Genomic DNA, 13,528 nt, shown 5'->3' on the forward strand with positions numbered 1-13,528 from the left:
TTATAAGATGAAAGAGCTTATCGAAACGATTGTTAAGCCCCTTGTTGATTTTCCGGAAGATGTTCAAGTGAATGTCCAAGAAGAGGATCAGCGCGTAACCTATCAGCTTTCCGTCAACAAGAATGACATGGGGAAAGTAATTGGGAAGCAAGGGCGCGTTGCGAAAGCAATACGGACCGTTGTCTATGCAGCAGGTTCATCAGAACAAAAGAAGATCTTTTTAGAGATCATCGAATAATTATCCTGCACTGAGCAGGGTATTACCAAAAAAGGAGGGGTTTCCCCTCCTTTTTTTACAATCTAAAAAAATAAACATCGCCAACTAAGAATTTGACAGCAGTCAGTAAAGCCGTTTTTTAATCGGATCAATTTGGGAGGCGCTGTACATGAACATTATTCAATCGGTTACAGTTAAGCAGGTGCTGACAGAAAACAGCAAGAACGAACTGCTGGAAGGCTATATTGCCCAAAAAAAACAGCTGCAAAAAGAAAGTGATCAGTTGAGGTTTGAACTGAAAAAACAGGAAAAAACCAAAAAACTGCATCCGGCCAGTCTAAAAAAGCATTTTGAAAAGGAAATTCAAATGAGGCAGGAAAAAGTCCAGCTGCTCGATTTTCAAATAGAACAATTACATATGCTACCATTAGGAAGTGAATTAAAGGAAAAAGAAGTCCAGGCGATTATTGAGGTTCAAAAGGGTACCCGCTGGGAAGACATAGAAAAAGGGAAAACAATCATCATAAGAGATGGAATTGTTGATGAAATTCGCTAGAGGTGATAGTAAATGCAGAAATGGTTCAATGTAGGAAAAATCGTGAACACCCATGGCATTAAAGGAGAAGCAAGAGTCATCTCCAAGACAGACTTTGCAGAAGAAAGGTATAAGCCGGGAAATAAACTTTATTTGTTCATGCCTGACACAAAGGGTGATCCAATTGAGCTGACAGTGAAATCTCACCGTACCCATAAATCCTTCGATCTGCTTACCTTTGAAGGATACGAAAATATTAATGGGATTGAAAAAATGAAGGGCGGCATCCTGAAAATTTCAGAAGATCAGTTAGGCAATCTGGAAGAAGATGAATTTTACTACCATGAAATCATAGGGTGTACAGTTGAAACGCTTGATGGTGAAGAAGTAGGTAAAATCAAGGAAATTCTTTCTCCTGGAGCAAATGATGTTTGGGTAATCAAAGCAAAAGGCGGGAAGGATATTCTGATTCCGTATATTGCAGATGTTGTCAAGGAAGTTAATGTAGAAGACAAACTTGTGAAAATAAATGCGATAGAAGGATTGCTTTCATGATGAATATTGATGTGCTCACGCTGTTTCCTGAAATGTTTGAAGGAGTTTTTGGGCATTCCATTTTAAAAAAGGCAGCTGAAAATGAAGCAGTGAAATACAATGTGGTCAACTTTAGGGAATACGCCGACAATAAACACAAAACGGTAGATGATTATCCATATGGCGGAGGGGCAGGAATGGTTTTGAAACCGCAGCCCATATTTGATGCTGTAGATGATCTTCGCAGTAAAAGCGGGGCATCTCCGAGGGTTATTCTTCTGTGTCCTCAAGGAGAACGCTTTACACAGAAGAAGGCTGAAGAGCTTGCAAAAATGGATCACCTGATTTTTGTTTGCGGCCATTATGAGGGGTATGATGAAAGAATACGGGAACATGTGGTAACCGATGAAATTTCGATTGGTGATTTTGTGCTTACTGGAGGAGAGCTCGGAGCCATGGTCGTAATCGATAGTGTGGTCCGTTTGCTGCCTGGAGTATTGGGCAACGAAGAATCACATATGAAAGACTCTTTCAGCACAGGTTTTCTTGAACACCCTCATTATACCCGTCCGGCGGATTTCAGGGGAATTAAAGTTCCGGATGTCCTCATGTCAGGGAATCATCGCCTTATCGATGAGTGGCGAGCCAAAGAATCCTTGAGAAGGACGTATGTAAGGCGTCCTGATCTTCTTGAGCACTCTGAATTAACAAAAGAACAGCAAAAATGGCTGGAAGAAATAAAAAAAGAAGATAAATAACATTGAAGTTGCCGTCCAAGTATGGTATGATACTTTTTGTGACTTAGGCTGAACCTGTTCAGTTTACGTCTGATAAAGATGTTCCGCTGCAAACATATAGGTTGTGCATGAGCGTCTGCTGAGAGGAGTTGAAAACGATGCAAAAATTGATTGAAGAAATCACAAAAGAACAGCTTCGTACGGACCTTCCGTCTTTCCGTCCTGGTGATACTGTACGTGTACACGTAAGTATTGTTGAGGGAACTCGTGAGCGTGTTCAGGTATACGAAGGTGTTGTGATTAAGCGTCGTGGTGGTGGAATCAGCGAAACTTTCACAGTTCGTAAGATTTCTTACGGTGTAGGCGTTGAGCGTACATTCCCTGTACACACACCTAAGATTGCGAAGCTTGAAGTTATCCGCCGCGGTAAAGTCCGCCGTGCGAAACTTTACTACCTGCGTAACCTTCGCGGTAAAAAAGCTCGTATCAAAGAAATTCGATAATAAAGAAAAGAAGGAGCTTGATAATCAAGCTCCTTTTTCTTTCATGAAGCAGAATGCAAATAATATTACATAAATGTTAAATAATATATAAATGAGATTCCCATCGTGTTTATTAAGATGAATTTTTGTACAATAAACAATAGAAATCACTTACTGCGGTACATGCAGGGATATAAGCATAATTTTTGACGGAAGAATGGTGGGGAAGGCTATGGCAAAAAAGAAAAATGAATTGTGGGAATGGACAAAAGCTCTTGTAATTGCAGTCCTGTTAGCGGCAGTCATCAGATATTTTTTATTTGCGCCGATTGTGGTTGACGGCTTATCCATGATGCCAACATTGCATGATCAGGATCGAATGATTGTTAATAAGTTCAGCTATAAGATTGGAGAGCCGGAGCGCTTCGACATCATTGTATTCCATGCACCGGAAAACAAAGATTACATCAAAAGAGTAATAGGTCTTCCAGGAGATAAGATTGAATATAAAGATGATACTCTTTATGTAAATGGAAAAGCTTATGAAGAGCCATACCTGGATGAATATAAGAAGCAGGTAATTGACGGTCCGCTGACGGAGCCGTTTACTTTAAAAGAAAAGATAGGACAGGAAACAGTGCCAGAAGGCCACTTGTTTGTAATGGGTGACAACCGCCGCTTCAGCAAGGACAGCCGTCACATTGGCCCTGTTGCTATGGAAGAAGTCCTTGGCGATGCCGGAGTAATATATTGGCCTATAGAGGACATTCGAATCGTTGATTGATTCTTCCTATTGTAAATACATATTGGATGGAGGTGGCCAGCTGTGACGATACAGTGGTTTCCCGGCCATATGGCGAAAGCCCGCAGGCAGGTTACAGAAAAATTAAAACTGGTCGATATCATCTTTGAGCTCGTTGATGCAAGGATTCCTTATTCATCACGGAATCCGATGATAGATGAAATTATTCAGCACAAACCCCGGCTTGTTTTATTGAATAAAGCTGACATGGCTGATAAAGAAGCGACAAGAAAGTGGATCAAACATTTTGAAAATAAGGGCATAAAAGCTCTTGCGATAAACTCACAGGCGGGACAAGGCATGAAGGAAATAGTCTCCTCGTCTCAGGGAATTCTTCAGGAAAAGTTCGATCGAATGAAAGCGAAGGGTGTTAAGCCAAGAGCAATCCGGGCAATGATTGTAGGTATTCCAAACGCAGGAAAGTCCACCCTTATCAATCGCCTGGCCAAAAAGAATATAGCCAGGACAGGAAATACTCCCGGCGTTACGAAAGCCCAGCAATGGATTAAGGTAGGGAAAGAGCTGGAGCTTCTCGATACCCCTGGAATCCTATGGCCTAAATTTGAAGATCAGGAAGTAGGTCTTAAGCTTGCTCTGACTGGAGCAATAAAAGATACTATATTAAATCTTCAGGATGTTGCAGTATATGCCCTCCGTTTTCTCGGCGACAAATATCCAGATCGCCTGAATGAGCGATATCAGCTTGATGAAATCCCGGAAGATATTGTTGAAGTATTTGATAAAATTGGCAGGCTGCGCGGCTGTCTGATGGGCGGCGCAGAAATTGATTATGATAAGGTAACAGAGCTCGTAATCAGAGAATTCCGTGCTGAAAAATTGGGGCCAATCACTTTGGAACTGCCTGAAGAAATGGTTGTTCGGGGTGAAGCTGAATAATTTAGATGAAGACCTTCTGTCCACAGGAGGCCTTTATTTTTTTGAAAAAATGCCGATACATACCATAGATTGAAAAGGAGAAGGCCATGGAAAAGTTAACTATCCGCCAAATAGAAGAAAAGATCAAAACAATTAAATTAGAGGATGACCCCTTCCTTCACTCTATAAAACACGATGACAGAAAAGGCGTACAGCAGCTTTTAGCAAAATGGAATTCCCGAAAGCTGCAGCAAAAGAAGATATTTGAAAAGCATAAAGAAATGACCCGGTATGAAGTTCGGTACAGGAGCCAGGGTTTTCAGTTTATTGCCGGAATTGATGAAGTAGGCAGGGGGCCTCTTGCAGGGCCAGTGGTAGCTGCAGCAGTTATTTTGCCTGAAGACTTCTGCCTGCCGGGTTTAGATGATTCAAAAAAAGTGCCTGAGAGGAGAAGAGAAGAATTTTTTGAGACAATTAAGGCTAAGGCTGAAGCAGTCAGCATTGGAATCATTGAGCCTGAAGAAATTGACCGCATCAATATATTTGAAGCGACTAAAAAAGCAATGTTATCAGCAATTGAAGGGCTGAACCCAAAACCAGACTTCCTGCTGGTAGATGCCGTAAAACTTTTAACGCCTTACCCAATGGAAGCAATCATTAAGGGAGATGGCAAAAGCATATCGATTGCAGCGGCCTCTATCATAGCTAAAGTCACGCGAGACAGAATGATGGCTGAAATAGGTGCAGAGTTTCCCCAGTATGGATTCGAGAAAAATATGGGCTATGGGACGAAAGAGCATCTTGAAGCCATAAAAAATCATGGAATTTCTTCTTATCATCGAAAGAGCTTTGCGCCAATAAAAGATCTTATTAGTGAAATAGAATAGAAGGTGAAGGCATGAAGCCGTCTGATATTATCCAAAGAATAATAAGGAATGACCAGAACAATGCAGTAAAAACAGCTGCATTTAGGCCTGGGCAAATTGTCAGCGGAAGAATAGTTAAGCTATTTCCAAACCAGAGGGCAGAGGTGCACATCGGGTCTCATAAGGTGATTGCGCAGCTTGAAACCCCTTTGTCAGCCAACAGCAGATATTGGTTTAAAGTTGAGCCAGATGAAGGAATGCTGCGCTTAAAGGTAATGGAATCAGCAAACAGACCAGGTACGTCAGCTCCGGCTGAAAGCCTTCTAAGCCAGCTTGGAATGCAGTTATCCAGAGAAAATAAAATGCTAATTCAATTTTTTCTTAAAGAACAGCTTCCAATAACAGCTGAAACTTTAAAAATGGCATCTGAATGGATCAAGGAAAGCCAATCTGCTGAAGATGGCCTGAGGACAGTAAAAGAGCTGATTGTAAGGCAGCTTCCTTTATCAAAGAATATTTTTTTAGCGCTATCCTCAGTCTTGCATGGTGATACTCTTTCTTCGCTTATGGGAGAATTACAGGAAGAGTTAAGAGATGCTGATTTATCACCCAAAGGGCAGCGATTATATTCTCTCCTTGGGGATCTGATAACGACTTCAAGAGAAAAACTGGGCCAGCAGGCGATATTCCGATTGTTTTCTGAGTGGCTGGATACAAAAAACCAGGCAAGTTCACACACTGCTTTCCAGCTCCTGAAAGTATTGGGGCTGATGCCGGGTGAAGCAGATGAGGATGCGGCTCTAAAGCAGCTTACGGAAGGAAGTCTCCAAAATAAACCGATTAGTCATGTCCTGACAGAACTTCTGAAAGCAAACGAATCAGAAAACAGGCAGGAATTTATATTGAACTTTGCCAAGCTCAATGGGATTATTTCACAAAGATCGGAAAGCATTGGACAAGCTCAAACATTAGAAACCTTATTCAATGATATTCGAAATGGAAAGATTTCTTTTCCTGCAGAAAAGAATCTGCTTAACGCCCTTTTCAAATCAGCTCTTTCTCACACATTAAACGCTGATTTGGGCCAATTATTGTCAGGTGAACCTGAGTTTAAGCAGGCTGCTGTTCAGGCGGGGATATTACTGGCCGGTGAGAAACCTTCGACAGCAGCGGCTCTCACTCTGCTGGAAAAGACAATGCTGGATGAACTGAAAAATATCATGCGAACAGAGTTGAATTTCACATATGACCAGGGGAATATTCAAAGTGAATTGAAGAGAATAATCAGAACATTGGGGCTTTCTCATGAACATGACGTTCTAAATTTAATAAAACATCACGATGAGGAAGCCGCCGAAAAGCTGGACACCCTTAAACCGCTCCTAATGGGCCTCTTAAATGAAGAAACATCACATTCAGCTAAAGATGCAGCCGAACGGTTACTGCATAAATTAACCGGCTTTCAGGCTCTCTCACAGGAATCTGGCCCCTTGCAGCACTATATCTTTCAGCTGCCGGTTTCCTTATGGGGGAAGATCACCGATTTGACAATGCAATGGAGCGGCAGGAAAACGGAAAAGGGAAAAATTGATCCCAGCCATTGCCGGGTAATATTTTATTTGAATTTGGAACATCTAAATGAAACGATTGTCGATCTTCAAGTCCAAAATAGAATCATAAATATTTCAGTTATTAATGAGAACAAAGAAATAAAGGACTTAACAGCTCCATTTGCCGCTGACTTAAAAGAAAATCTTTTGAAAATAAATTATAAGCTGTCCTCAGTTTCCTTCCAAAAGCCGGAGTCTGCGGGAGATACACTTTTGGCAAGGGAAACAATGACATCGATTGTGCAATCAAATCAATTCAGCGGAGTAGATATAAGGATATGAAAAAAGATCATGATAGACAAAGGAAAGAAGCGATAGCATTAACCTATGATCCTGTGAAGCAGGTTGCTCCAAAAATATCTGCAAAAGGAAAGGGACTGGTTGCTGAGAATATCCTTGCAAAAGCTAAGGAACATGATATTCCGGTTCAGGAAGATCCGGCCCTTGTGGAGCTTCTGGGCAAGCTTAATATCAATGAGGGAATACCAGAAGAACTTTATCAGGCTGTTGCTGAGGTGTTTGCTTTCATCTACAGGGCTGATCAGGAAGCTGGGAATAAGGAAATTAAAAAATAATCTATTCTGGTAAACCAATATGGTTCTTTCTCATCAAATCATTTCGAAGGGGAGAGAGCGGGATTTTACTTGAGTCTAATAGAAAAGAAAACTGTCGAAAAGGCGGTTTTTCTTTATTTTAAAAAAATGTTTTTATAATAAATAATGTTCAAAACAGGTATTATGACTGGGTTTCTGCACTTTTTAATATTTTTAATTTTTAAAGAAATATAATATTTTAGAGTAAATGGTAGACAAGGGGTTTTTCATTTAATAAAATGAAAGCGCAGTCTATTTTTTTGAAGAGTTAGATAGGAGGATGGGAAATGAATATACATGAGTATCAAGGTAAAGAAGTCCTCAGACAATACGGGGTATCAGTTCCGAACGGAAAAGTGGCATTTACAGTAGAAGAAGCTGTTGAAGCTGCTAAAGAACTTGGCACTGAGGTATGTGTGGTTAAGGCACAAATCCACGCCGGAGGACGCGGTAAAGCTGGCGGTGTAAAAGTTGCCAAAAATCTTGATGAAGTTCGTACATATGCAGGTGAAATCCTGGGGAAAACACTTGTTACACATCAAACAGGCCCGGAAGGCAAGGAAGTAAAGCGTTTACTGATTGAAGAGGGCTGTGACATTAAGAAGGAATACTATGTTGGTCTAGTATTGGACCGCGCAACATCACGCGTAGTTTTAATGGCTTCTGAAGAGGGCGGCACAGAAATCGAAGAAGTGGCAGAACAGACGCCTGAAAAAATCTTCAAGGAAGAAATCGATCCTGTACTTGGATTAACAGCATTCCAGGCGCGCAGAATCGCTTTTAATATCAATATCCCGTCAAAACTTGTCGGACAAGCAGTTAAATTCATGATGGGCTTATATAGAGCTTATATTGAAAAAGATTGCTCCATCGCTGAAATCAATCCATTAGTAGTAACTGGTGACGGCAAGGTAATGGCTCTGGATGCAAAGCTGAACTTTGATTCAAATGCTCTTTACCGTCAAAAAGATATCATGGCTCTTCGCGACCTTGAAGAAGAGGATGCAAAGGAAATCGAAGCATCAAAATACGACTTAAGCTATATTTCTCTAGATGGCAACATCGGCTGCATGGTTAACGGTGCGGGATTGGCGATGGCTACTATGGATATCGTTAAGCACTATGGGGGAGACCCGGCCAACTTCCTTGATGTTGGGGGCGGAGCTACAGCTGAGAAGGTTACTGAAGCTTTCAAAATCATCCTTTCTGATAAAAATGTAAAAGGTATTTTTGTTAATATCTTTGGCGGAATTATGAAGTGCGACGTCATCGCCACTGGTGTAGTGGAAGCAGCGAAGCAAGTAGGCTTGAATGTGCCTTTAGTTGTACGTTTGGAAGGTACGAATGTTGAATTGGGCAAGAAGATCCTTGCTGAATCCGATATCGATATCATCGCAGCTGAATCAATGGCTGACGGCGCACAGAAAATCGTTTCTTTAGTAGGCTAAGAATCAAAATTGAGCGGCCGTTCAGTGCCAATGTAATTTAGCGGATTCCTAATGGCATTTTGCCTGAAAGTTTTATGCTGAAGCCTTTTGAGCGCAGGATGGCACTCTTTAGACCAGAAAGGAGAATTAACGTGAGCGTATTTATTAATAAAGATACTAAAGTTATAGTTCAAGGGATTACTGGTTCAACAGCCCTTTTCCATACAAAGCAAATGCTTGAATACGGAACGCAAATTGTCGGCGGTGTAACTCCGGGTAAAGGCGGTACTGAAGTAGAAGGGGTTCCTGTCTTCAATACTGTGGAGGAAGCCGTTAAGGCGACAGGTGCCAATGCCTCCGTTATCTATGTTCCAGCTCCATTTGCTGCAGATGCTATTCTTGAGGCGGTAGATGCAGAATTGGATCTTGCCATTTGCATCACTGAGCATATTCCTGTATTGGATATGGTTAAAGTTAAGCGTTATATGGAAGGCAAAAAGACTCGCCTTGTAGGTCCTAACTGCCCTGGTGTTATTACTCCTGATGAGTGTAAGATCGGCATTATGCCTGGATATATCCATACTAAAGGTCATGTAGGGGTTGTTTCCCGTTCTGGAACATTGACTTATGAAGCGGTACACCAGCTTTCACAGGCTGGAATCGGCCAGTCTACTGCTGTTGGAATCGGCGGAGACCCGGTAAACGGAACTAACTTCATCGATGTATTAAAAGCATTTAATGAAGATCCAGAAACGTATGCTGTAATCATGATTGGTGAAATCGGCGGAACAGCTGAAGAAGAAGCTGCAGAGTGGGTTAAAGCAAACATGACTAAGCCTGTTGTAGGCTTTATCGGCGGACGCACTGCACCTCCAGGAAAGCGTATGGGCCATGCCGGCGCCATTATTTCAGGAGGCAAAGGAACAGCTGATGAAAAAATCCGTGTAATGAATGAATGCGGTATTCAGGTAGCAGATACTCCATCCGTAATGGGTGAAACCCTGATAAAGGTTTTAAAAGAAAAAGGCCTTTATGATCAGTGTAAAACTCATTAATCTTAATTAATTGACTTAAGAGTAGTCCCTCTTTTTGAGGGGCTATTTCTGCATTGTGAAAAACGGCTATCCCCGCCCATACCCCGCTTTTTAAAAAATTCAGGAGGCTCCCCATGAATGAATTTAATATGAGGCTCATCCATCTCCATCATTGCAGAGGAATGAGCTGGAAGATGATTTATTACATTCTGAAGAAAGATCCCCAATTGAAATTTATGTATAATGATGCAATGCGCCGAATGATGCCCCAGATTTTCACCACTCTAGATTCACTTTCCAATGCACTCCAAGACCTTCATTCCGATCGAATCCAGAAACAAATCCGCCAATACTCAACAAATGGCATTAGAACCATAACTATTTTTGATGAAGAATATCCAAGGCTATTAAAAGAAACGTACCAGCCGCCATGGGTTATTTATGCGAAAGGTGATATCGGTCTTCTGAATAGAGGAACTAACCTCGCCGTTGTCGGATCCAGACAGGCAACAGAGTATGGAGAAAAAGCCATTCAATACATGGTTCCCAAGCTTATTGAAAAAGGGATTATTATTGTAAGCGGACTGGCGGCTGGCATTGATGCCATTGCGCATAAGGAAGCAATCAAAAATAAAGGAAAAACAATTGGTGTCATAGCTGGCGGACTGTTCCATATTTATCCCCAGGCTAATCAAAAGCTGGCATATGAAATGATGAAAAATCAGCTGGTTATTTCTGAATATCCGCCAGACACTAGACCCTCAAGATGGCATTTTCCAATGAGAAACCGAATCATCAGCGGCATTAGCAGAGGCACACTGATAATCCAGGCAAAAAGCAAAAGCGGCTCCCTTATCACAGCTAATTATGCAGTTCAGGAAGGGAGAGATGTCTTTGCAATTCCCGGAAATATATTTAGCCCGTTTTCAGGGGGCACTAATGAATTAATTCAGCAAGGCGCCAAACTGGTAAAATCAGCTGAAGATATTTTAGAAGAGTTCCTTTACTGATCAGTCAATGAAATAGGGGCCTTGATATTAATTAAGTGCTCCTTTTCTTATATCAGCCATAATAATTGTGTTAATTTAAAGGATTTTTTATAAAAAGGTTGAAATTCTATTAAAACTGTTATACATTTTGCAACAGGTATTATGGAAAGAAAAAGACTGCTTCTTTATACATTTTAGAATTTTTTCTTGGAAACGGTTGCGGAAATATTCCTCTTAAGTTTGACAAACTTGAATAGAATGTAGAATAATAATGAATATTTCAATACGCAGGCAGTAAAGCTGATGATAACAGCAAGCTGATGAAGAATAATTCTAATTAATTCAAGTATGCTAAAAAGACACTTAAACCGCTCCTCAGGATATAAATATCCAACCTGAGGCTGTTTTATAGGTTATTGATAAATGAAAGCAGGCAAGTATAGCATGGCAACAAATACTGCATTTCAAGATTGATTTTGCCTGAATGTTTAAAAATCCCTCTCAAGGAGGACTATTGATGTCAGAGTTTCTTGTAATCGTTGAGTCACCTGCAAAGGCAAAAACGATTGAGCGTTATTTAGGAAAAAAATATAAAGTTAGAGCTTCCATGGGACATGTCAGGGATCTTCCTAAAAGCCAAATGGGCATAGATGTGGAAAATAATTTTGAACCAAAATACATAACCATTCGTGGAAAGGGCCCTGTTTTAAAGGAACTTAAGTCAGCGGCCAAAAAAGCCAAGAAAATTTATCTCGCGGCTGACCCCGACAGAGAAGGGGAAGCAATTGCCTGGCATTTGGCACATAGCCTGGACATGGATATTACATCGGATTGCCGGGTTGTTTTTAATGAAATTACGAAAGACGCCATTAAAGAATCTTTTAAGCATCCAAGGCCAATCAACATGGATCTTGTTGATGCCCAGCAGGCAAGACGGATGCTTGACCGTTTAGTCGGTTATAATATCAGTCCCTTATTATGGAAGAAAGTGAAAAAAGGATTAAGTGCTGGCAGAGTACAGTCTGTTGCAGTCCGTTTGATTATCGACCGCGAAAAGGAAATTAAGGACTTTATACCAGAAGAATACTGGTCCATTGATGGAGAGTTCCTAAAAGGAAAAACAGCCTTTGATGCAGCTTTTTACGGGCTGGAGAATGAAAAAGTGGAATTGAAGTCTGAAAGCGATGTTCAAAATATATTGAGTAAAATGAAGGGCAATAAATTCAAGGTGGTATCGGTTACCAAGAAGGAAAGAAAGCGGAATCCCGCCGCCCCTTTTACTACGTCCTCACTTCAGCAGGAAGCTGCAAGGAAATTAAATTTCCGCGCCAAGAAAACAATGATGCTTGCACAGCAGCTTTACGAGGGGATTGACCTAGGCAAAGAAGGAACTGTCGGATTAATTACCTATATGAGAACTGATTCAACACGCATATCTGAAATTGCGCAAAATGAAGCAGCAGATTATATTCAAAACTCTTACGGGAAAGAATTCCTGCAGGGTGAAAAGAAAAAAGAAAAGAAAAACAACAATGCTCAGGATGCTCATGAGGCCATCCGCCCGACGAGTACATTAAGGTCGCCTGCAAGTTTAAAAGAATACTTGTCGCGTGATCAGCTTCGATTATACAGGCTCATTTGGGAACGATTTGTTGCAAGCCAGATGGCACCAGCCGTTATGGATACGATGAGTGTGGATTTAAAGAATGGAGAAGTGATTTTCCGTGCAACAGGGTCAAAAGTGAAGTTCCCTGGATTCATGAAGGTCTATGTTGAAGGCACAGATGATCAGTCAGAGGAAAAAGATAATATGCTCCCAGACCTTAAGGAAGGGGATGAAGTCCTTAAAAAAGACATCGAACCCAAACAGCACTTCACACAGCCTCCTCCAAGGTATACTGAGGCAAGACTCGTAAAAACACTCGAAGAACAGGGGATTGGGCGGCCATCCACTTTTGCTCCGACTCTTGATACAATTCAAAAACGTGGTTATGTTGCTCTGGACAATAAACGTTTCGTTCCGACTGAACTGGGGGAAATTGTTCTTGAACTAATCATGGAATTTTTCCCTGAAATCCTTGATATCGAGTTTACTGCAAAGATGGAAAAAGACCTGGACTATGTTGAAGAAGGCAAAGTTAACTGGGTGCAGATCATTGATGAATTCTATAAAGATTTTGAAAAGCATCTTGAAATTGCGGAAAAAGAGATGCAGGAAGTCGAAATTAAGGATGAACCTGCAGGTGAGGATTGTGAGCAATGCGGAAATCCAATGGTGTTCAAGATGGGGCGCTATGGAAAATTCATGGCATGCAGTAATTTCCCTGATTGCCGCAATACCAAGCCGATTGTAAAGGATATAGGTGTGAAGTGTCCGAAGTGCAAAGAAGGAAATATAATAGAAAGAAAAAGCAAAAAACGCCGGATTTTCTATGGTTGTGATAGATTCCCTGAATGTGACTTTATTTCATGGGATAAGCCGCTGCCAAGAAGCTGTCCAAAATGTGATAACCTTCTAGTTGAGAAAAAACTCAAAAAAGGTGTCCAGGTTCAGTGTGTTGAATGCGACTATAAGGAAGAAAAGCAAAGTTAAGGGTGGGCTTAAATGCTCACTCTTTTCTATTGAGGGATGAGCATCCAGATTACTTCCAGCCCGATTTCTTTCTTTCGTTTATCCCAAGGTAATGCAGCTGCAATTCGTTCATGAAACTTTTTTATTTTTAAATCGTATTGTAAAATGGCAAAATGAATAAGAACAGGGTAAAGTAAGAGAGACTGTTTTTAAAAATACTAATTAATCAGGACATTGTCATCATAAGTATATAT

14 protein-coding genes are annotated in these 13,528 nt (G+C 41.0%); all 14 read left to right on the forward strand.

The genetic code is table 11. The features are described 5' to 3' along the window. Positions 1–7: 7 nt before the first annotated feature. The 14 genes from JI665_RS03540 to topA all read left to right on the forward strand — a co-directional run bounded on the left by JI665_RS03540 (position 8) and on the right by topA (position 13,295). Positions 8–238, forward strand: a complete 231-nt coding sequence (locus JI665_RS03540) for a KH domain-containing protein (RefSeq protein WP_009330783.1) — start codon at positions 8–10, stop codon at positions 236–238. Between the two features lie 148 nt (positions 239–386). After that, positions 387–773 (forward strand): YlqD family protein, encoded by a 387-nt coding sequence (locus JI665_RS03545; RefSeq protein ID WP_206836325.1) that lies wholly within the window; start codon positions 387–389, stop codon positions 771–773. Between the two features lie 12 nt (positions 774–785). After that, on the forward strand, positions 786–1,307 hold the full coding sequence (gene rimM / locus JI665_RS03550; protein WP_206836328.1) for a ribosome maturation factor RimM: 522 nt from the start codon (positions 786–788) through the stop codon (positions 1,305–1,307). After that, positions 1,307–2,044 carry a tRNA (guanosine(37)-N1)-methyltransferase TrmD gene (trmD, locus tag JI665_RS03555; RefSeq protein ID WP_206837649.1) on the forward strand — a complete coding sequence of 246 codons (738 nt, stop codon included), beginning with the start codon at positions 1,307–1,309 and terminating at the stop codon, positions 2,042–2,044. Before rimM ends, trmD begins: the two co-directional genes overlap by 1 nt. Before the next feature lie 137 nt (positions 2,045–2,181). Next, positions 2,182–2,526, forward strand: a complete 345-nt coding sequence (gene rplS / locus JI665_RS03560; protein ID WP_009330779.1) for a 50S ribosomal protein L19 — start codon at positions 2,182–2,184, stop codon at positions 2,524–2,526. 211 nt (positions 2,527–2,737) lie between these two features. Continuing rightward, positions 2,738–3,289 (forward strand): signal peptidase I, encoded by a 552-nt coding sequence (gene lepB, locus JI665_RS03565; RefSeq protein ID WP_035328928.1) that lies wholly within the window; start codon positions 2,738–2,740, stop codon positions 3,287–3,289. A gap of 42 nt (positions 3,290–3,331) precedes the next feature. Further along, the gene (gene ylqF / locus JI665_RS03570; RefSeq protein WP_206836330.1) at positions 3,332–4,204 is read left to right on the forward strand and encodes a ribosome biogenesis GTPase YlqF; all 873 of its coding nucleotides are present in this window, start codon (positions 3,332–3,334) and stop codon (positions 4,202–4,204) included. An 86-nt stretch (positions 4,205–4,290) separates the two neighbouring features. Then, a complete protein-coding gene (locus JI665_RS03575) occupies positions 4,291–5,070 on the forward strand; it encodes a ribonuclease HII (RefSeq protein WP_206836333.1) in 780 nt (259 codons plus the stop codon). An 11-nt stretch (positions 5,071–5,081) separates the two neighbouring features. Continuing rightward, a complete protein-coding gene (locus JI665_RS03580) occupies positions 5,082–6,941 on the forward strand; it encodes a hypothetical protein (RefSeq protein ID WP_206836335.1) in 1,860 nt (619 codons plus the stop codon). After that, the gene (locus JI665_RS03585; RefSeq protein ID WP_206836338.1) at positions 6,938–7,234 is read left to right on the forward strand and encodes an EscU/YscU/HrcU family type III secretion system export apparatus switch protein; all 297 of its coding nucleotides are present in this window, start codon (positions 6,938–6,940) and stop codon (positions 7,232–7,234) included. The genes JI665_RS03580 and JI665_RS03585 overlap by 4 nt, the downstream gene beginning before the upstream one ends. A 305-nt stretch (positions 7,235–7,539) precedes the next feature. Continuing rightward, the gene (sucC, locus tag JI665_RS03590; protein WP_206836341.1) at positions 7,540–8,700 is read left to right on the forward strand and encodes an ADP-forming succinate--CoA ligase subunit beta; all 1,161 of its coding nucleotides are present in this window, start codon (positions 7,540–7,542) and stop codon (positions 8,698–8,700) included. A 131-nt stretch (positions 8,701–8,831) separates the two neighbouring features. Next, entirely contained in the window at positions 8,832–9,734 is a 903-nt protein-coding gene (sucD, locus tag JI665_RS03595) for a succinate--CoA ligase subunit alpha (RefSeq protein ID WP_009330772.1), read from the forward strand. Positions 9,735–9,847: 113 nt separating this feature from the next. Continuing rightward, positions 9,848–10,723, forward strand: coding sequence for a DNA-processing protein DprA (gene dprA / locus JI665_RS03600; protein ID WP_206836343.1), 876 nt, complete (start codon positions 9,848–9,850; stop codon positions 10,721–10,723). A gap of 496 nt (positions 10,724–11,219) precedes the next feature. Further along, complete coding sequence (gene topA / locus JI665_RS03605; RefSeq protein WP_206836346.1) at positions 11,220–13,295, forward strand: type I DNA topoisomerase; 2,076 nt, start codon at positions 11,220–11,222, stop codon at positions 13,293–13,295. The last annotated feature ends 233 nt before the right edge of the window (positions 13,296–13,528 follow it).

It is taken from the genome of Bacillus sp. NTK034 (assembly GCF_017303275.1).
In the GTDB taxonomy this organism is placed as follows: domain Bacteria; phylum Bacillota; class Bacilli; order Bacillales; family Cytobacillaceae; genus Cytobacillus.

Coding starts and splice junctions, on each gene's coding strand:
- topA (WP_206836346.1), top strand. CDS start 11,220: ATGTCAGAGTTTCTTGTAATCGTTGAGTCACCTGCAAAGGCAAAAACG.
- sucC (WP_206836341.1), top strand. CDS start 7,540: ATGAATATACATGAGTATCAAGGTAAAGAAGTCCTCAGACAATACGGG.
- rplS (WP_009330779.1), top strand. CDS start 2,182: ATGCAAAAATTGATTGAAGAAATCACAAAAGAACAGCTTCGTACGGAC.
- rimM (WP_206836328.1), top strand. CDS start 786: ATGCAGAAATGGTTCAATGTAGGAAAAATCGTGAACACCCATGGCATT.
- JI665_RS03545 (WP_206836325.1), top strand. CDS start 387: ATGAACATTATTCAATCGGTTACAGTTAAGCAGGTGCTGACAGAAAAC.
- JI665_RS03540 (WP_009330783.1), top strand. CDS start 8: ATGAAAGAGCTTATCGAAACGATTGTTAAGCCCCTTGTTGATTTTCCG.
- lepB (WP_035328928.1), top strand. CDS start 2,738: ATGGCAAAAAAGAAAAATGAATTGTGGGAATGGACAAAAGCTCTTGTA.
- JI665_RS03575 (WP_206836333.1), top strand. CDS start 4,291: ATGGAAAAGTTAACTATCCGCCAAATAGAAGAAAAGATCAAAACAATT.
- JI665_RS03580 (WP_206836335.1), top strand. CDS start 5,082: ATGAAGCCGTCTGATATTATCCAAAGAATAATAAGGAATGACCAGAAC.
- JI665_RS03585 (WP_206836338.1), top strand. CDS start 6,938: ATGAAAAAAGATCATGATAGACAAAGGAAAGAAGCGATAGCATTAACC.
- dprA (WP_206836343.1), top strand. CDS start 9,848: ATGAATGAATTTAATATGAGGCTCATCCATCTCCATCATTGCAGAGGA.
- trmD (WP_206837649.1), top strand. CDS start 1,307: ATGAATATTGATGTGCTCACGCTGTTTCCTGAAATGTTTGAAGGAGTT.